We start from the raw sequence: 17,825 nt of genomic DNA on the forward strand, positions 1-17,825 counted from the left end.
CAGGTGGTCATAAAATCGTCACCAGATCACGGCCGTGGGGGCGCCGCGATCCGTGGTCGTGCCGTCGCCGACCTCGCCGGCCCCATTTCCGCCCCAGCATCGTGTTGCCCCGCCTTCGAGCATCACGCACGTGTGCGCGCCGCCCGCGGAAAGAGCGCGCACGCCCGCGAGACCGGGCACGGGGACGGGGGAAGGTCGCGCCTCGGTCGTGCCGTCGCCGAGCTGGTTCCGATCGTTTTTGCCCCAGCACACGACCACGCCGCCTTCCTTCCGCGCGCACCCGTGCTCGGCGCCGAGCGCGATCGCCGTCGCGCCGGTCAGGCCCTTGACGAGCACCGATTCCGCCCGCGCCTCGGTCGTGCCATCACCGAGCTGCCCCGCGGCATTGTCGCCCCAGCAGCGCACGGATCCCTCTTCGAGCAGGGCGCAGCCGAACGCGGCGCCGAGCGCGATCGCGCTCGCCCCCTCGATGCCCTTGACGGAGACGAGGCGTGAGGTCGGGCGCGGGCCGGGTTTGGGTTTGGCAGGGGACGACGGGCGGAAATGGCCGAGCTCGCCGCTCTCGTTTTCGCCCCAGCAAGCGACCTGGCCGCCGGGCCCGAGCGCGCAGGCATGCCGGCCGCCGAGCGCGATTTTCGTGGCGCCGAGCAGGCCCGCGACAGGCGAAGGCGCGCCGCCCGAGGAGGCAGGGAGAGGCGAGGGGACCTCGCTCGCCGGGGGTTTGCCCGCGGGCCCCGCGGGTTTCGCGCCGAGCTGCCCGCGGCCTTCGCGTCCCCAGCAGACGACCTTGCCGCCGTTCACGATCGCGCAGGTATGCGCCGCGCCCGCCGCGATCGCGGTCGCGCCCGCGAGGCCGACGACTTGTGTGGGCGGGCGAGGCCCTTCCGTCGTGCCATCGCCGACCTGCCCGAATGCATTGTGACCCCAGCAAAGCGCGGTTCCATCGGCCCGCCGCGCGCAGGCGTGCGCGCCCCCGAGCGCGAGCTCGACCGCGCCGACGACGCCCGGGACCGGCGGCGCTCCGTACGCGCCCCGCCGCACGCCCGAGGCGCCGAAGCACGATGCCGATCCATCCTCGAAAAGCGCGCAGGTATGCGCCCCGCCGGCCGCGATTTGCCGGATCCCCACGCACGCTTTTTCCTTGCAGATCGGGCGTCCCTCGGGGCAGACCGCTGCCTTCCACGCGCCCTCGTCGTTGCACGTCGCGACGGCGTTCCCCTCGCAGCGCTCGGCTCCGGGCAGACACGCCCCGCACGCGCCTTTGCCGTTGCACACGCCGTCTTCGCCGCACGACTCGCCGACCGGGGCCGGCTCGTGCACGCCCGCGCCTTCCTTGCAGGTCGCTATCGTGCACTCGTTGTCGTCGTCGCCCGGCACGTCGACGTCGTCGTCGATCTCCATCGTGTGGCCATTGCCATCGCATACCCGCATGTGGCAATCGCCCGCCTCTTGATCACGCACGACCGTGTTCTGCGCGGCCGCCACCATCGCGCACTGCTGCTCGAAGCAGGTCGACACGATGCACGGATCGTTCGAGGGCGGGCAGTCCATCACGTTGAAACACGGGATCGGCTGCGTCGGGCTCTCCGCGACCCGGAGCCCGCATCCCGAGGCCTCGGGCAGCCCTCCGGCGAGCGCGAGCGCGGCCGCGAGCGCGAAGGAGCGCGGCAGGGAGGAAAATTGCGCTCGGGCCCACATGGTATCCGCGACTCTATCGAAGTCGGGCCCTTCGTCGCAAGGCGGTTCGCCTTCGGCGAACGGCGGCGCTTGGCACTCGAACGACGTTTCTGTATCGTTTCCGCCCCGATCGTGGGGCAGCGAGCGCGAGCCATGGAAGAGACGACGAGAGCCGAGCGCGGGGGCTGGGGCAAGGTGGCCGAGGTCGAAGGCGAAGACGCCGAGGCGAAAGCGCCGCGGATCAAGGAACGCGCGAAGACGCTCGCGCGCGACGTGGGCGCGGCGATCGAAGGTCGCGTCGCGCCCGCCGCGGACCGGGCGGCGCAGGCGGTGAAGAGCGGCGCGGGGACGGCCCTGCGTGCGCTCGAAGATCCGACGGCGTTCCAGGTCTCGGAGATCCTCGCGCAGGCGGATCTGCCCACGGTCTCGGGTGAGGACCCGCTCGCGGATCTCGCGATCCGGCTCGATCGCGAGGCCGATCTGCACCGCGGGATCGCCCTGCGGCAGCACGCGCGGGCGGCGTGGATGGATCGGCTCGGCGCGATCGGCGCTGTCGTCGCGCTCGTGGGGATCGTCGTCCTCGCCGCCATTGCAGGGTTTCGGGCCCTGTTCGCCCCGGAGGGCGCGCTCTTCGTGTCGCTGCTCCTCGGCGTCGGCGCGCTTCTCCTTTTGCTCGGCGCCTTCTCGCTCGGCCGCGCGACCGCGCGGATCCGCGCGAGCCAGGCGCAATCGGCGCGCGAGGCGCTCGTCCGATCGGACCTCGCGGAGGCGCGCCTGCACCGCGTCGCCGCGCTCCTCGCCTTGCGGCAGCTCGATCCGGAGGCCTTCAGCAAGGCGACCCAGGACCTCGAGCGCGACATGCGCGCCTCCGGATGAACGACATGACCGAACCCGACGTGATCGAGCGCCTCGCCTTTGCCCTCTCCGCGGCCTTCACGCGTGATTTCGGCGGCCCCGCCTTTCCGAATCCGGAGGGCTGGCGAAACAAGGGCGCCCGCCTCCGCACGTTTCGCCGCACCGTGCCCGTTGTCGAGCTCGAAATGGAGGGACGAACCCTCTCGTTCATCGTCACGCCCACGGATCCGGCCGAGCCCGCGTATCGCCGTTCGTCCCGGTACGATATCGTGTATTTCTCCGAGGACGTGCCCGATCACGAGCAATCACGCATTTATGCCCGCGACCGCGCCACGATCGATCGTTTCGTGGCCTGGGTGAAGGCCTGGGACCAGGCCGGCGGGGGATCCGTTTGAGCACCAACGAAACGGCGCTCGCGCGGCCCGAGGCGTCGGGGATGGAGATGGCCCTCGTGCCGCTCAGGCTCGGGGGATTTTCCTGCAAGGCGATCCTGCTCGAAGGCGAAGACCGGCTCACGGCGCGGTTCGAGGCGAAGGGCAGCGCGGACTGGGTCGAGGTCACGGTCCTGCCGCTCGGCGCGCCCGGCCCCGTGTTCCGGCGGCTCACGCACGCGGCCGTGCGGTATCGCGGCGCGATCGCCGAGCGCACGCCCGAGCGGCGCGAGGAGGTCTCGCGGCTCGTGATGGCCGTCGCGGCCTCGATCGACGCGCTGCTCGAACGGAGCCCGGGAAAAACGATCGCCGAGGTCCTCGGCCGCTCCCGCGAACGAGGACGCCTGATCTTCGGCCGCGACGGCCTGCGCGCCCTGCTCTCGCCGGAGATCGTCGAAGGCGCGCCCGCCGCGGCGGGGTTTTCCCTGGTCGACGTCTATCCGAGCTCGTACCTGCAAAAATCGCACGAAGGAGGCCTCGAGCTCGTGCTGGATTTCCGCCGGGAATCGGACGCGCGCAGGCTCCTCGTCCTCGTCGGGCGCCGCGACGACAACAAGCCCGCATTCGCCACGACAGCGCATTTTTCGATCAAGCACCTCTCGCTCGGCGCCGCCGATCCTCCCGGCGCGGACGAGCTCCGCGCGCTCGTCGCGTTCGTCCTGCAATTGCGCGATCACGAGGGACTCGATGTCGTTTTTCCGGACATCCTCTCGGACGTCGCCCCGGCGCTTCTCTTGCCGTCGGCATCCGAGGCGGTCGAGCCCTCGGCCGACGGCGAGGTCTTGAACCTCGCGATCGACGCCGATTGCGGGCAATCCTGCGCGTTCTGCTCGATCAAGGAGACGGCCCCGCCCGAGGACGGCGGGGATCGCGTGCTCGCCCGGCTCTACGCCGACCTCGAATCGAACCGCCGCCGCGGCGTGCGCAAAGTCCGCATCAATGGATACGATCCGCTCGCGCATTCGCGGATCCTCGACGTCCTCCGCCGCGCCAAGGACCTCGGCTACCAGACCGCGCACGTCTTCTCCCCGTGCACGCGCCTCGCCGACCCGGCCTTCTGCGACGACGTCGTCGCCGCGCTCCCCGAGGAAACACGCTTCCACGTGCCGCTTTATTCGGTATCACCCGAGGCGCACGACCGGATCGTCGGCCGCAAGGGCGCGCATGCGGAGGTCACCCGCGCCATAGGCAACCTCCTCGCCCGCGTCTCGCCCGAATCCGTGTGGATCCTCTGCGTTGCCACGCGCGAGGGCCTCGGCGAACTCGAAGGCGTCGCGCGATTCGCCGCCGCGCGAGGTTTGTCCTTCTACCCGCACATGCCGTACCCGAGCTTCGAATCGCGCGCCGATCGGTACTTTTCGTCCGCGCCGCGCATGACCGACGTGGCTGAAGTGATGTCCCGGGCGCTCGCGCGCGGCGTGCGCATGAACGTGCAGGGCGTCGTCCCTTGCGTGGTTTTTCGGCGGATGCGCGAAGACGGCGCGCCGCCGCGGACCTGGCTCGACGCGCCCGCCGAGCGGCCTCCGCTTCCGGGCACCGAGTACCGCGACCCGCGCTTCCGTCATCGCGCCGGCGAGGCAGAACACGCGGCCTTCCATGCTTCCGCGATCTCCTGTCCTCACGAGACCCGCTGCGTGCTCGCCTCCGCCTGCCCGGGCGAGATCCTGCGCAGTTATGCCGAGATCCACGGCCTCGCCGAGCTCGAGCCCGTCTCGTTGCGAGAGCTCGTGGAAGCGACGTAAAACTGCGCTAGATCGCGTGCAAGTGGCCGGACGGACCGGTCCTGTTTGCCAGAACCCCTTTCAACGAGCCGCGCGTTTGGTCTAGGATGCGCGAGCCGGTCTCCTCCATGCTCGTCACAGGCGCCTTGTTCCACGACCGTTACCGCGTCGTCCGCAGCATCAAGGCGGGCGGTATGGGCGCGGTGTTCGAGGTCCACGACGAGCCGACGAACCGCAAGCGCGCGCTGAAGGTCATGCACCCGGCCGTGCTGGAGAATTCGGTGATGCGCGGCCGCTTCGCGCAGGAGGCCACGGTCACCGGCGGCATCGAGAGCGAGCACCTCGTGCAGGTGCTCGACGCGGGCGTGGACAGCTCGACGCAACTGCCGTTTCTCGTGATGGAGCTGCTCGTCGGCGAGGAGCTCGGCGGCATGGTGAAGCGCCGCGGCCCATTGCCCGAGCCCGAGGCCGTGCTCTACCTCTCCCAGGTCGCGCTCGCCCTCGACAAGACGCACGCCGCGAACATCGTCCACCGCGATCTCAAGCCGGAAAATCTCTTCGTCACGACGCGCGACGACGGCCGGCCCTGCGTGAAGATCCTCGACTTCGGCGTGGCCAAGGTCGCCGTCGCATCGACCCTCGCGCACACCACCGCCGTCGTCGGTACGCCTCTCTACATGGCGCCGGAACAAATTCACGGCGATGGCGGGATCCGGGCATCCGCCGATATTTATTCGCTCGCCCACGTTGCTTATACACTGCTCGTCGGCGAGGCATACTGGAGGCCGGAGCTCTTGCAGCTTCCGTCCGTTTATGCGCTCTTCGGCAAGATCATCGCCGGCGAGCTGCCGGAGCCGCCCACGACACGCGCGTCGAGGCGCGGCGTGCAGCTCCCGGCGGGATTCGACGAGTGGTTCCGCAAGGTCGGGGCGCGCGAGCCCAAGGAGCGGCCCGAGCGGGCGAGCACGGCGATCGGCCTGCTCGCCGAGCTCTTCCGCGTCCCGATGTCCGTGCCGCCGTCCGGGCCCCTCCTGCCGCTCTCCGAGCTGCCTCCGCCCTCGCAGGCGGCGCGGCGCATCTCCCAGCGCCCGCCCATGGCCATTCCCGCGCCGCGCCCGTCGCGCGACCGGCTGCGTGACGACCCGACGCCGCCCCCGAGCGCGCCCGCGCCGGGCAGCACGAAGCCGCGGTCCCGGTTCAGCGACGCCCCCGTGACGTACGAGCCGACCTTGCGGAGCGAGGTGAAGGGCGTGCTCGACCAGCCAGGGCTCACGGAGGCCCTCGAGGCCGAGTACCAATTCAGCGCGAGCACGGGCATTCCTTTCTCGGTGCTCGTGTTCCAGGTGCAGGAGCCGTCGAAGCTGGAGGGGCCTCGCGCGCGGCCGCCCTTCGCCGGCTGGGGGCTCGAGCGCACGATCGGCGAGCTCGTCCATCTCGCTCGCGCGCTCGGTCCGGAGAAATCGACGATCGGGCGCTGGCCGAGCAGCACGATCGTGGTCGTCGTCCGCGCCTCGCTCGGCATCACGCTCTCGCCGAGCGAGGCCCGCGACATCCTCGCATTCGTGGGCAAACAGCTCGCGGGCCGGGACGAACTGCCCGAGATCCGCGGCGGTTATTCGCAATGCTGGCTCACGGACCGGTCGGGCATGGATGCCCTCGACCGCGCCCGTTTCGCCTTGAAGCCCTTCAACCGCTGATCAAGCGCCCGCGGCCGCGTCGAGGGCCTGCAAGAGATCCGCGACCACGTCCTCGGTCTCCTCGATTCCTACGGCGAGCCGCACGAGCCCCGGCGCGATCCCGACCGCCACGAGCTCCTCGGGCCCGAGCTCCGAATAACTCATGATCGCGGGCTGCTCGATGAGCGTCTCCACGCCGCCGAGGCTCGGCGCGATCCGCGCGAGCTTGCACGCGTCCACCACGCGCCGCGCCCCGTCCTTGCCGCCGCGCACCACGAACGACACGACGCCGCCGCCGCCCGCGAGGTGCTTCTTGGCGATCGCGTGATCCGGGTGGGATTCGAGCATCGGGTAATACACGCGCTCCACGGCCGGGTGCGCTTCCAGGCCGCGCGCGACCGCGAGCGCCGTCTGGTTTTGCCGGGATACGCGCAAGGACAGCGTCTTGATGCCACGCCCGATGAGCATCGCCGCGTGTGGATCGGACACGGCGCCGAGCACGTCGCGCGCCTCGTGCACGAGCGAGAGCAGCGACGACGGCCCCGACACGCTCCCGCCGAGCACGTCGTTGTGCCCGCCGAGGTACTTCGTCGCGCTGTGCACCACGAGGTCGATGCCCACGGCCGAGAACATCGCATTGACGGGCGTGGCGAACGTCGCGTCCACGAGCGTCTTCGCCCGCGTCTTCTTGCAGATGTCCGCGAGCCTCTCCACGTCGACGCAGCGCAGGTACGGGTTCGTCGGCATCTCGGTGATGACGAGCCGCGTCTTCGGTCCGATCGCCGCCGCGAGCCCGTCGAGGTCTCCGGGCTCGAGCAGCGTGTGCGACACGCCGAGCCGCGACAGCATCTTCACCACGAACTGACGCGTCCTGCGGTACGTGTCGCGGAAGAGCACCACGTCGTCGCCGGCCTTCACGAACGAGAGGATCGTCGTCGTCAGCGCGGCCATGCCGCTCGGGAAGAGCAGCGCGTCCTCGGTCCCGTCGAGCGCGGCGATGCGCGCCTCGACCTCGCGTACGGTCGGGTTTCCGTAGCGCCCGTAGTCGAGCCGCCCGGGGTCCGGATCCTCGCCGCGCATGAACCGTTCGAGGTCGTCCGAGTCGTCGAACGTGTACGTCGCGGTGAGCGCGATCGAAGGCGCGAGCGTGTGGTGCGGGCGATCGACGCGTTCCCCTGCGTGAACGGAGTCCGTGCTGGTCGGGAGGGCGGTCTTCACGGAACCGTCCTAGCGGAATTGGAAGCGGGCGCGAAGGCCCCAGCATCCTTCCGAGGTCTCCGGCCTCGAAAGATTGTCACACTTGACGCGTCGGAAAAGTGAGGGATAAAGTTGGCTGCCATGTCTGACGCAGCGTCACGTATGCAGACCGCGCTCGACGAGTACGCGGAGAACATTCAGCGGTTCAAGCGGGGGGAGATCACACCGGACCAGTTTCGCCCGCTTCGCCTCGGGATGGGCGTGTACGCGCAGCTCGCGCACGTGAAGCACATGCAGCGCATCAAGGTCCCGGGCGGGCGCATGACGGCGGCGCAGCTCGAGGTGGTCGCGGAGGTGACGGAGCGCTGGGCGCTCGGGCTCGCGCACGTCACGACGCGTCAAGACATCCAGCTCCACCACCTGGAGATCGAGGAGACGGTGGAGCTGCAGCGTGTTCTCGCGAAGGCGGACGTGACCACGGTGGGCGCCTGCGCCGACACGGTGCGCAACGTGACCGCGTCGCACCTCGCGGGCGTCGCCCCGGACGAAGTCTTCGACGTGACGCCGCACGCCCATGCGATCACGCAATACTTCCTGTTCCACCCGCACAACCGCAAGCTTCCGCGCAAGTTCAAGATCGGCCTGTCCGGCAGCGTTCGCGACCACGCGCAGATCATGATCAACGACCTCGGCCTGCTCGCGCGCGTCACCGACGCGGGGCGGGGCTTTGCCGTGTACGTCGCAGGCGGACTCGGATCGACGCCGGAGATCGCGCACCTCTGGCGTGACTTCGTGCCGGAGCGGGACGTGCTCGCCGCGTGCGACGCGGTGATTCGTGTTTTCTGGCGCGACGGCGAGCGCAAGAACCGCAAGAAGGCGCGCATCAAGTTCCTCCTGCGCAAGCTCGGCGAGGCCGAGTTCTTGAAGCGGCTCGACGACGAGCTCGCGAAGATCAAGGCCGAAGAGGGCGCGAAGATCGAGGCGGACCTCGATCGATACCTCGGCGAATACACGAACGAGGAGGCGCCTCCGCCGGCCCCGGGCGGCGACGCGATCGGCGACGCAGCCTTCGCGCGCTGGAAGAGGACGAACACGCTGGCGCAGACCCAGGCCGGCTACCGAGTCGTCACGATCAAACTCCCGCTCGGCGACATCACGGCCGAGCAGATGCGCAGGCTCGCGGCGCTGTCGCGCGAGTTTGGCAACGGCGAGGTTCGCACCACGAACACGCAGAACTTCGTGATGCGCTTCGTTCCCGAGGGTCACCTCGTGGGCTTGCACCGCGCGCTCTCGCAGATCGGCCTCGCCGAGCCCGACGCCGGGCACATCACGGACATCGTGGCCTGTCCCGGCGCCGATTATTGCTCGCTCGCGATCACGAAGAGCATGGGCGTCGGCGCCCGCGTGCGCGAGCACCTCTCGGAGAGCGGAAACCGCGCCGAGGCCGACGATCTCGTGCAGAAGATCGGCGCCTTCGACATCAAGATCTCGGGCTGCCCGAACTCGTGCGGCCAGCACCACGTGGCCGACATCGGCATGACGGGGCTCATGGTGAAGGGCAAAGACGGCGTCGAGCGCCCGCATTATTCGCTGCGCGTCGGCGGCGGCTGCGGCCCGGACGCGAAGATCGGCGACCGCCTCGACGGCCGCGTGCCCGAGGAGGAGACGCCCAAGGTGATCGCCGCGATCGCGAGGCATTACGTGACCGAGCGGGCCGAGGGCGAGAGCTTCCGCGAATTCGTGGCGCGCAAGGGCGCGAGCGAGATCGGGAGGATCGGATTCGCGGCGGCGACCGACGTGATCTGAACACGCGCGCCGGCCTCGTATCGGCCGGCCGGTCCTCCGTGATACCGTCGCGGCCACTGGAGGATCTTTCCATGCGTCGAACTCGTCTTGCCTACGCGCTCGTGCTCGCCACCCTCGGCGCGGCCGGGTGCGGCTCGGACCCCGCGCCCGTGACGCCGCCGCCCGCGGCGCCCAACGAATACAGCCTCGGAGGCACCGTATCGGGCCTCGAAGGGAAGGGCCTCGTCCTCGAGGTCGCCCTCCCCGGGGATCTCTTCTCGAATCTCGCCATCGAGGCGAACGGCGAATTCACCTTCAAGCCCGCCCTCGAAGGCGGCGACAGCTACGAGGTCACGGTGGCCGTGCAGCCCGCGGATCCCGCGCAGAGCTGTACCGTCAAGGGGGGCAAGGGCGTCGTGGCAAGCGCCGACGTGACCGGCGTCTCCGTCGAATGCGTGAGGCTCCCGGCGGATCCGCGCTGGATTGGCGGCGAGGTCTCGGGCCTCAAAGGAACGGGCCTCGTCCTCCAGAACAATGGCAAGGACGACCTCTCCGTCACGATGGACGGCGCCTTCCAGTTCGCGACGCCCCAGGCCGACGGCGAGACGTACGACGTCACCGTCTCCGCGCAGCCCACGAATCCCGCGCAGACGTGCGCCATCGAGGCGGGAAAGGGGACCGTGGACGGCGCCGACGTGAAGGGCGTCCTCGTTAAATGCACCGACGACCCGCCGGTCTTCAACGTGGATCCCAGCACGATCGACGTGACGAACGCGGATCGCTGCGATTTCCTGGACACCGCCCATTGCCTCTTCCCCTGGCCGAACGACCATTTCACCGTGGCCGACCCCACGACGAGCACGGGCCGCCGCGTCGCGCTCCACCCGCTTTCGATGCCCGTCAATGCCGAGGTCGACCTCTCCCCGGCGGTGAATGCACCGGCGGGCACGATCGTGAGCCCCGGCGGGATCGGAATGGATCCGACGGACTGGAACCGCGCCGATGGTTTTTCCCCGGGCCAGATGCTGCTCACGTACGTGCCGGGCCTCGACCTCGGCATGACCGGAATCGGTCCGATCACGCACATGGAGCGCTCACTCGAAGCCGATTCGCCGCTCGTGGTGATCGACGCCGAGACCCTCGAACGCCATCTCGTCTGGGGCGAGCTCGATTCGTATGCGACGAGCGACGCCACGCGCGCCCTCATCATCCGCGCCGGCATGAATTTCCGCGAAGGACACCGGTACGTCGTGGCGCTGCGCAACTTGAAGGACAGCGCCGGGCAGATCCTCGAAGCCTCGGACGCGTTCCAGGTCTACCGCGACGCGATCCCCTCGAACGTGCCGGCGATCGAGGCCCGGCGTGATTCGATGGAGAAGATCTTCGACGTCCTCGCGGGCGCGGGCGTCGAGCGCAAGGAGCTCTACCTCGCCTGGGATTTTACGGTTGCCAGCGCGAACAGCCTCGCCGGCCGCATGCTCCACATCCGCGACGACGCCTTCGAAAAACTCGGCAATGCGGCGCCCACGTTCACGATCACGCAGGTCCTCCAGAACCCCGACGCGAACCGCTCGCGCCGCATCATCGGCACGTTCACCGTCCCGAATTACCTGAACCAGGCGAACGGCGTCGCGGGTGCGTCCTTCAATTACAATGCGCCGGACGACGGCCTCCCGGATCAGTTCGACGGCAGTGGCACGCTCCAGGCGAACTTCATCTGCAACATCCCGCGCGCGGCCCTCCCGGACGGGAACGACGCGACCTCACCCGTCGTGCCCGGCCGCGCGGCGCTGTATGGCCACGGCCAGCAGGGATCGGCGAGCCAGGTGAACGGCGGAGCCGCGACCGGCGAGCTCTCGAACACGTACAATTTCGTGTTCTGCGCGACGGACTTCATCGGCATGTCCTCGGGCGACAACGAGAACATCCTCCGCCTCGTCACCGAGTTTGGCAGGATGAACACGCTCGCCGACCGGCTCCAGCAGGGCCTCTTGAACAACCTCTTCCTCGCGCGGCTCATGATCCACCCGCAGGGCTTCATCTCGGATCCGGCGTTCCGGGGCGGCCCGCAGAACCAGCCGCTCATCGACACGAGCGACGTCTTTTATTACGGCATCAGCCAGGGCGGCATCCTCGGCGGTGCGCTCGTCGCGATCTCGCAGGACATCCGCCGTGGCGTGCTCGGCGTCACGGGCATGAACTACAGCCTCCTTCTCGACCGCGCCACGGGCTTCGATCAGCTCCGCGTCTTCTTCGACCAGGCCTACACGAACGAGTTCGACCGGCGTTTCGTCTTCTCGTCCGTGCAAATGCTCTGGGATCGCGGCGAGACGAACGGGTATGCCTGGCACGTCGGCAATGATCCGCTCCCGAAGACGCCGACGCACGCGGTGCTCATGCAAAACGCGTTCGCCGATCATCAGGTCACGCAATGGTCGGCCGACGTCGAGGCCCGCACCATCGGCGCGGGGATCCACGTACCCGTCGTGAATCCGGGCCGCTCGATCGACACGACGCCTTATTTCGGCATCGAGCCGATCGCGAGTTATCCGCACTTCGGCTCGGCGGTCTTCGTCTGGGATACGGGGCCGTTCGATGCGATGCAGAACAAGGGCACGCCGCCGCCGCCCGTCGAGAACAAGCCGCTGCGCGACGGCGTCGATCCCCACGGCGTTCCGCGCGTGCAGCCCGGCGCGCGTCTTCAGATCTCCGAGTTCCTGCGCTCGACCGGCAAAATCATCGATCCGTGTGGTGACATGCCCTGCCTCGCGCCGTAGCAAGGCCCGCTAAGCGCGTTCGAGCGCGCGGGCCACGACCCGGTAGTGCTCGAGCATCTCCGCATACGAAAAATGCGCATTGCGCCCGCTGGGGTTCGGGACCACGAAGACCCGGGCCCCGCAGACCTCCTCTGGCTGCTCGCCGCAGGGGATGGGCTCCGAGGCCTTCTTGTTCAAATAACTCCGACAAACCGTGATGCCCACGAAGACCACCATGCGGGGCCTGAACTTCCGGATCTTCGTGGTGAGCGCGCGCCTGCCCGCGTCGTAGTCCTCGCGCCCAAGGTCCATCACGCCGCGTGTCGCGCGGGCGACCAGGTTCGTCAGCCCGAGGCCGTGATCGAGCAGGCGCATCTCGTCCTCGGGGGCGAGGCGCACGGGGACGAGGCCGCTCTCGTGGAGCAATTTCCAGAACGCGTTCGCCGGATTGGCGAAGTTGTGCCCCTTCTGCGCCGAGAGGAGCCCCGGGTTGATCCCGATGAACAAGGCGTCGAGGTCCGGAGCGAGGATGTCGGGGGTGGCAAACGTTCGCGAGGGCATGGCGAGAAATGCCCGATCTTAGTCCCCTCGCAGGGTTTGTCCACGGGAACCGTGATATCGTGCGGCCACCATGCCGTCTGCTCCTCCCGTCCTCGGCCTCGACCTCGGCGCGACCCTCACGAAGATCGCGTTTCGCCAAGGCGAGCTTCACACCGAGCGATGGCCCTCGCGCGACCTCGACGCCATCCGCGCGCGTATCGCCGAGCTCGCTCCCCGAAGCATCGTGGTGACGGGCGGCGGCGCGAGCGCCCTCGGCGCGGCCGTGGAGGGCGTCTCCGAGTTCGAGGCCTGGTCGCTCGGCGCCGCGGCCCTCGCCGCCGAGGAGGGCCTGGCCTTGCCCGCGCGGCACTTGCTCGTCTCGGCGGGCACGGGCACGTCGGTGCTCGTCGTCGACGGCGACTCGGCCGTGCGCGCGGGCGGGACGGGGCTCGGTGGGGGCACGCTCGTCGGGCTCGGAAGGTTGCTCGTGGGCGCGGCCTCGTTCGCCGAGCTTTCGGCGCTCGCGGCGCGCGGCAAGCGCGGGTCGGTGGACCTGCTCGTCGGTGACATCTATTCGCAAGGGGCGCCCATTCCGCCGCACCTCACGGCGTCCAATTTCGCGAAGCTCGCCTCGACGGAGCCGGCCGACCTCGCGCATGCGCTCGTCGGGCTCGTCGGCGAGAACATCGCGCTCGTTTGCGCGGGGATCGCGCGGCTTGCCGGCGCGGATACGGTCGTGCTCGGCGGCTCCACGCTCGCGGAGAACCCGGCGCTCGTCGAGGTCCTCACGCAGACGCTCGGGCTCACGGGGCTTTCCGCGCGTTTTCTTCGACGCGGCGCGTATTGCGGCGCCGTCGGGGCCCTCGTGGCCGGCGAGCGCCTCGCTCGGTCCGCCTGAGCGCTGCTTGCGAGCGCGAAACGAAGCGCGATACGATGTCACGACGATCGAGGGGCATGGGGCGATGAAACGCAATTGGCAACGAACGTTCGTGGTCGCAGCGGCGAGCCTCGCGCTCGTCGTGGCCTCCTCCGTGGCAGGGGCCGAGGGCGCGCCCTCGCAGCCGCAGCCGGGCTCCGCGCCGCCCGATCCGCGTTATCCTGCCCCGTATCCGTATCCCTATCCGTATCCTCCTCCGCCGTACGGATATCGTTTGCCGAGCGTCGACCCGCAGCCCGAGATCATCGAGTACGAGGAGGGCAAGCCGATCCCGCTCGGATACACGCGGGTCCATCGAAACCGCAGGAAGCTCGTCATCGCCGGCACGGTCTTGCTCGCGACGGCCTACGGGATCTCGCTCATGGGCGCGACGACCTCGGTGCTTTCGGGGGACGAACGATTCGCGATGATGTACATCCCCGTCGCGGGGCCTTTCCTCACCATCGGCGCGGCGAAGCGCGACTTGCCCAGCGGCCTGAAAACCGTGTTCTTGCTCGACGGTTTGACCCAGGTCGTCGGTACGGCGCTGCTCGTCACCGGCATCGCGTGGAAAGAGGATTTCCTCCAGCGGGACGATACGATCAAGCCCAAAGAAGCGCTCGTGCCGGAGCTCTTGATCGGGCCGGGATCGGCGGGTGTGCGCTTGCGGTTTTGAGCGAGTTCGTCCGGGCTAGCCCACGTCGAAGACCGTGCGTAGCTCGCCTTCCCGCGTGAAATAAGTGACGCAGGACGAGGAGCGATTGCCACGCAGCATCCGGAGCGCGTGCTCCAGCGTGGCGCGGCGTTCGCGCTCGTCCTCGACCGCGGGCAAGGCGAGGCCGAGCGCCTCCTCGGCGGCGTCCGCGAGGAGCCACGGCGCGCGACGCGTGAGCTCTTTCCAAGCTGCATCACGTGCATCGGTGTGGCCGAGGTCGTCCTCCGCGAGCCAGAGGTTCACCCAGGCGCTCGCGCGGGAGGGTGTGTCGCGGCACGTGCGCGCGAGGTCTTCCACGGCTGCGGAGTGATCCCCTCGCAATCGATGCGCCTCGCCACGAACCCCGTACAGCGTGGGACCCACGAGCGCCGGGGCGCAATCGATGCTGCGCTGGAAACAGGCGAGCGCCGCGGCGTATTCGCTCCTGAGGACGTGCACCGCGCCCATGCCGATGTGCAGCCATCGGGCGCGAGGCTGGATGGCGAGGCCACGACGGAAATCCTCCTCGGCCTCGTCGACGCGCCCGAGCCAGAGGAGCAATTCGCCCCGGTAGGCATGCGGGTGATGCGAGCGCGGATGATCTCGCAAAATGGCGTCGAATTCGCCGAGCACGTCCGCGGGGGTGCGGCTCCGGATCGACCATTGCAAGATCTTGGCGCGTTGCCGCGCCGAGCTGCGGAGCGGCGGCAGCGTGCGCGTGGGCGGGTCGCCGAGCCGCGCGAGCATCGCCTCGGGGAAGAGGTGCGCGAGGAGCCGGAGCCTTCGCGCGCGTGGAGCCGTGAGACCGCCTTCCTCCTCGTAGGATGCGTCTCGGAGTCCCCACGCGAGTGGCGCGAGCGCGGCCTCCGGGAGCACGTCCCAGGCGCGGTTCACGAGGCGCACGGCGCGATCGAGGGCGGGGGCCAGAAACCGCCGATACCGCGCGTGCTCGATTTCGGCTTTGCGGCTGGGTTCGTCCGGGCCACGGACCATCGCCGTGAGCGCCTCGACGTCGAGGAACCCGAAATGCCGCCGGCCGAGCGCGACGAGCTCCAGATCGATCACCCAGATCTGCGCCTCGTCCGCGATGTGTTTGGCCGCGAGCAGATCCCGAACAGCGCCGCGCGGGTCGCCGCTCGCGCTCTTCTCCCGGGCGCGCATCACGAGCGCTTCGGCCTCCGCGGACCGAGGATGGGATGTCTCCGAAAAGCTTGTTTCGTTTGGCGCGCCGAACGCATGCAGGAGGACGCCCGCGCGCTCCCGCAGCGCGGGTTCGTCGGGCGCCAGCGCGATCACTCGCTCGACGTGCCGTTTGCAGCCCAAAAACCGCCCCGCGCTGCGCTCGAAGCTCGCCGCGGCGAGGTGCACCTTCGCCGCCGCGCGTGGGCCCTCCGCCGTCGCGAGCGCGAGCGCCTGCGTGATCCATGCATCGAAGAGGCGAAGGTCGCCGAGGCGAAACGCGAGGCGCGCGGCTTCGAGCGCCTGATTCACGTCGCGGGCGGACGCCGGAGCGTGGCGCCCGAGCGCTTCCCAGGCTGCACGTGCTCCACCTTTGCGCCCCTCGTCGATCGTCACGACACGTTTCGATACGTCGAGCGTTCGCCGGCGTAAAGCGGGAACCGCCCTTTTTCGTTGGCACGCACGCGCCGGCGGGGCGAAGATGCGCGCTCGATGGTGCCCGCCCGCCGGATTCTGCCCCTCGCCGCGCTGCTCGTATCGGCCTGCGGATCTTCGAAGCCGCCCGAGGTCGCGAAGGCCGAGGGCCGCGACATGCAGTTCGCGCGCCCCTCGATGCAGCCGCCCGTGTTCCTCGATCCGCAGCGGAAAGAGAAGCTCGCCGCGGCCTTCCCCGCGATCGAGCGATATGTCGCGGACGAGGTTTCGCGCCGGGGGTTGCCCGGCGTGGCCGTCGGGATCGTGATCGACGGCGAGCTCGTTTATGCGAAGGGATTCGGCGTGGCTGACGTCGCGACGAAGGCGCCCGTCGACAAGGACTCCGTGTTTCGGATCGCCTCGGTGACGAAGAGCTTCACGGCGATGACCATTCTGCAGCTCCGGGACGAGGGAAAACTCTCGCTCGACGATCCGGCCGCGAGATATGTCCCCGAGCTTGCCGGCCTCCGGTATCCCACGCGCGACGCGGCGCCGATCACGCTCCGGCAGCTCCTCGGGCACGGCGCCGGGTTCCCCGAGGACAATCCCTGGGGCGATCGGCAGCTCGGCATTTCCGAGGCCGAGTTCTCGAAGATGATGCGCGAGGGGTTTCCCTTCTCGACGTCGCCCGGATCGACGTTCGAGTATTCGAACACGGGATTCGCGATCCTCGGGCGCGTGATCACGAACGTCTCGGGAATCGATTACGCGGACTCTTTGCGTACGCGGATTCTCTCGCCGCTCGGGATGAACCGGACGGTCCTCGACGAGCGGATGGTCGAAAAGAAGCATCTCGCGCGCGGATATCGGAAGGAGGGGGATACGCTCGTGCCCGAGGTGAACCTGCCGCACGGCGCGTACGGGGCCATGGGCGGGCTTTATTCGTCGGTCGCCGACATGGCGAAGTACGTGGCGTATCACCTCGCGGCGTGGCCGCCGCGTGACGAGCGGGAGGCGGGGCCGGTCCGGCGAAGCACGCTGCGCGAGATGCACGAGATCGGCCGCTCGACGGGGCTCTGGGCCTCGCCCGGACTCGGGGACGAGCCGCCGTCCGTGCGCGCGACGGGATATACGTTCGGGCTCGGCACGTTCGAGACGTGCGAATTTTCGCGAGGCGTCTCGCACACCGGGGGTTTGCCCGGGTATGGGTCGGTGATCCAGTTCTTGCCGGATCACGGCGTCGGGGTGATCGCCATGTCGAACCTCACGTACGCGCCCATGTGGCGGATCGCGCGCGAGGCGTTGCGGCGCCTGCACGAGACGGGCGCGCTCGTGCCGCGCGCGTTCGTGCCCTCGGAGGCGCTCGTGCGGGCGAAGGAGGCCACGAGCCGGCTCGTCGCGAAATGGAGCGATGCGGAGGCGAATGCGATCTTCGCGGATTCGATTTACCTCGACAAACCACGCGAAAGATGGGCGGCGGATGTCGGCAAGCTCCGCGCCGCGCACGGCGCTTGCCGAGAGGAGGGGACGTTCGAGGCGGAGAACGCGCTCCGCGGAACGTTCCGGCTCGAATGCGAGAAGGGGTGGATCGGCGTGTCGTTCACGCTCGCGCCGACCTCGCCGCCGCGGATCCAGTTCCTCGATTTCCGCAGCGTGCTGCCGCCGCCGAGCGCGCTCGCGTCGGGCGGGGACAAACTCGTCCGGCTCGTGAATCGATGGGACGACGCCGCGGCGGCGGAGCTCTTCGATGCGAGCGTGGACCTCGGTCGCATGAAGGCATCCCTCGCGAGCCTGAAGGAGATTCGCGGGGCGTGCCGGATCGGCGACGTGATCGGGGGCGACGGCGCCACGCGGGCGGGCTTCCGCCTTTCGTGCGAGCGATATCCGGTGGCCGTGGAGATCACGCGGAAGGCGGGCGCCGAGAAGATCGACGGCGCCCGGTTTTTCCCGGTACCCGGGGAGGCCGCGCGGTGCGCGCAATAGG

The 17,825-nt window shown here is 69.3% G+C and carries 13 protein-coding genes; 9 read left to right on the forward strand and 4 right to left on the reverse strand.

All coding sequences use genetic code 11. From position 1 onward, the window contains the following. Window positions 1-18 precede the first annotated feature (18 nt). Window positions 19-1,698 carry an RCC1 domain-containing protein gene (locus tag KEG38_RS07515; RefSeq protein ID WP_272418396.1) on the reverse strand — a complete coding sequence of 560 codons (1,680 nt, stop codon included), beginning with the start codon at window positions 1,696-1,698 and terminating at the stop codon, window positions 19-21. A 132-nt stretch (window positions 1,699-1,830) separates the two neighbouring features. Here KEG38_RS07515 and KEG38_RS07520 point away from each other — a divergent pair, with 132 nt between their 5' ends. The 4 genes from KEG38_RS07520 (at window position 1,831) to KEG38_RS07535 (ending at window position 6,381) form a co-directional block, all read left to right on the forward strand. Beyond that, on the forward strand, window positions 1,831-2,553 hold the full coding sequence (locus tag KEG38_RS07520) for a hypothetical protein (protein WP_272418397.1): 723 nt from the start codon (window positions 1,831-1,833) through the stop codon (window positions 2,551-2,553). Between the two features lie 5 nt (window positions 2,554-2,558). Continuing rightward, window positions 2,559-2,927 (forward strand): hypothetical protein, encoded by a 369-nt coding sequence (locus KEG38_RS07525; RefSeq protein WP_272418398.1) that lies wholly within the window; start codon window positions 2,559-2,561, stop codon window positions 2,925-2,927. Beyond that, a complete protein-coding gene (locus KEG38_RS07530) occupies window positions 2,924-4,705 on the forward strand; it encodes a radical SAM protein (protein WP_272418399.1) in 1,782 nt (593 codons plus the stop codon). Before KEG38_RS07525 ends, KEG38_RS07530 begins: the two co-directional genes overlap by 4 nt. 107 nt (window positions 4,706-4,812) lie before the next feature. Then, the gene (locus tag KEG38_RS07535) at window positions 4,813-6,381 is read left to right on the forward strand and encodes a serine/threonine protein kinase (protein WP_272418400.1); all 1,569 of its coding nucleotides are present in this window, start codon (window positions 4,813-4,815) and stop codon (window positions 6,379-6,381) included. Here the strand turns inward: KEG38_RS07535 and KEG38_RS07540 are convergent, their stop codons facing one another. After that, entirely contained in the window at window positions 6,382-7,578 is a 1,197-nt protein-coding gene (locus KEG38_RS07540) for a trans-sulfuration enzyme family protein (protein ID WP_272418401.1), read from the reverse strand. Between the two features lie 120 nt (window positions 7,579-7,698). Between KEG38_RS07540 and KEG38_RS07545 the strand changes: the two genes are divergently transcribed. Together KEG38_RS07545 and KEG38_RS07550 are read left to right on the forward strand one after the other, a co-directional pair. Next, entirely contained in the window at window positions 7,699-9,363 is a 1,665-nt protein-coding gene (locus tag KEG38_RS07545; protein WP_272418402.1) for a nitrite/sulfite reductase, read from the forward strand. Between the two features lie 71 nt (window positions 9,364-9,434). Continuing rightward, window positions 9,435-12,119: an acetylxylan esterase family protein gene (locus KEG38_RS07550; protein ID WP_272418403.1), complete on the forward strand. Its 2,685-nt coding sequence runs from the start codon at window positions 9,435-9,437 to the stop codon at window positions 12,117-12,119. A gap of 9 nt (window positions 12,120-12,128) precedes the next feature. Here KEG38_RS07550 and KEG38_RS07555 read toward each other — a convergent pair whose 3' ends face one another. After that, window positions 12,129-12,659 (reverse strand): mismatch-specific DNA-glycosylase, encoded by a 531-nt coding sequence (locus tag KEG38_RS07555; RefSeq protein ID WP_272418405.1) that lies wholly within the window; start codon window positions 12,657-12,659, stop codon window positions 12,129-12,131. A 70-nt stretch (window positions 12,660-12,729) separates the two neighbouring features. On the opposite strand from KEG38_RS07555, the gene KEG38_RS07560 reads away from it, so the two are divergent. Both KEG38_RS07560 and KEG38_RS07565 read left to right on the forward strand, forming a co-directional pair. Beyond that, window positions 12,730-13,536 carry an acetate and sugar kinases/Hsc70/actin family protein gene (locus KEG38_RS07560; protein ID WP_272418406.1) on the forward strand — a complete coding sequence of 269 codons (807 nt, stop codon included), beginning with the start codon at window positions 12,730-12,732 and terminating at the stop codon, window positions 13,534-13,536. A 64-nt stretch (window positions 13,537-13,600) separates the two neighbouring features. Beyond that, on the forward strand, window positions 13,601-14,230 hold the full coding sequence (locus KEG38_RS07565) for a hypothetical protein (RefSeq protein WP_272418407.1): 630 nt from the start codon (window positions 13,601-13,603) through the stop codon (window positions 14,228-14,230). Between the two features lie 15 nt (window positions 14,231-14,245). Here the strand turns inward: KEG38_RS07565 and KEG38_RS07570 are convergent, their stop codons facing one another. Further along, window positions 14,246-15,823 (reverse strand): tetratricopeptide repeat protein, encoded by a 1,578-nt coding sequence (locus KEG38_RS07570; protein ID WP_272418408.1) that lies wholly within the window; start codon window positions 15,821-15,823, stop codon window positions 14,246-14,248. A 96-nt stretch (window positions 15,824-15,919) separates the two neighbouring features. On the opposite strand from KEG38_RS07570, the gene KEG38_RS07575 reads away from it, so the two are divergent. Continuing rightward, window positions 15,920-17,824: a serine hydrolase domain-containing protein gene (locus KEG38_RS07575; RefSeq protein WP_272418409.1), complete on the forward strand. Its 1,905-nt coding sequence runs from the start codon at window positions 15,920-15,922 to the stop codon at window positions 17,822-17,824. Window position 17,825: the final 1 nt, after the last annotated feature.

This window comes from Polyangium jinanense (assembly GCF_028435265.1).
GTDB lineage: Bacteria > Myxococcota_A > Polyangia > Polyangiales > Polyangiaceae > Polyangium > Polyangium jinanense.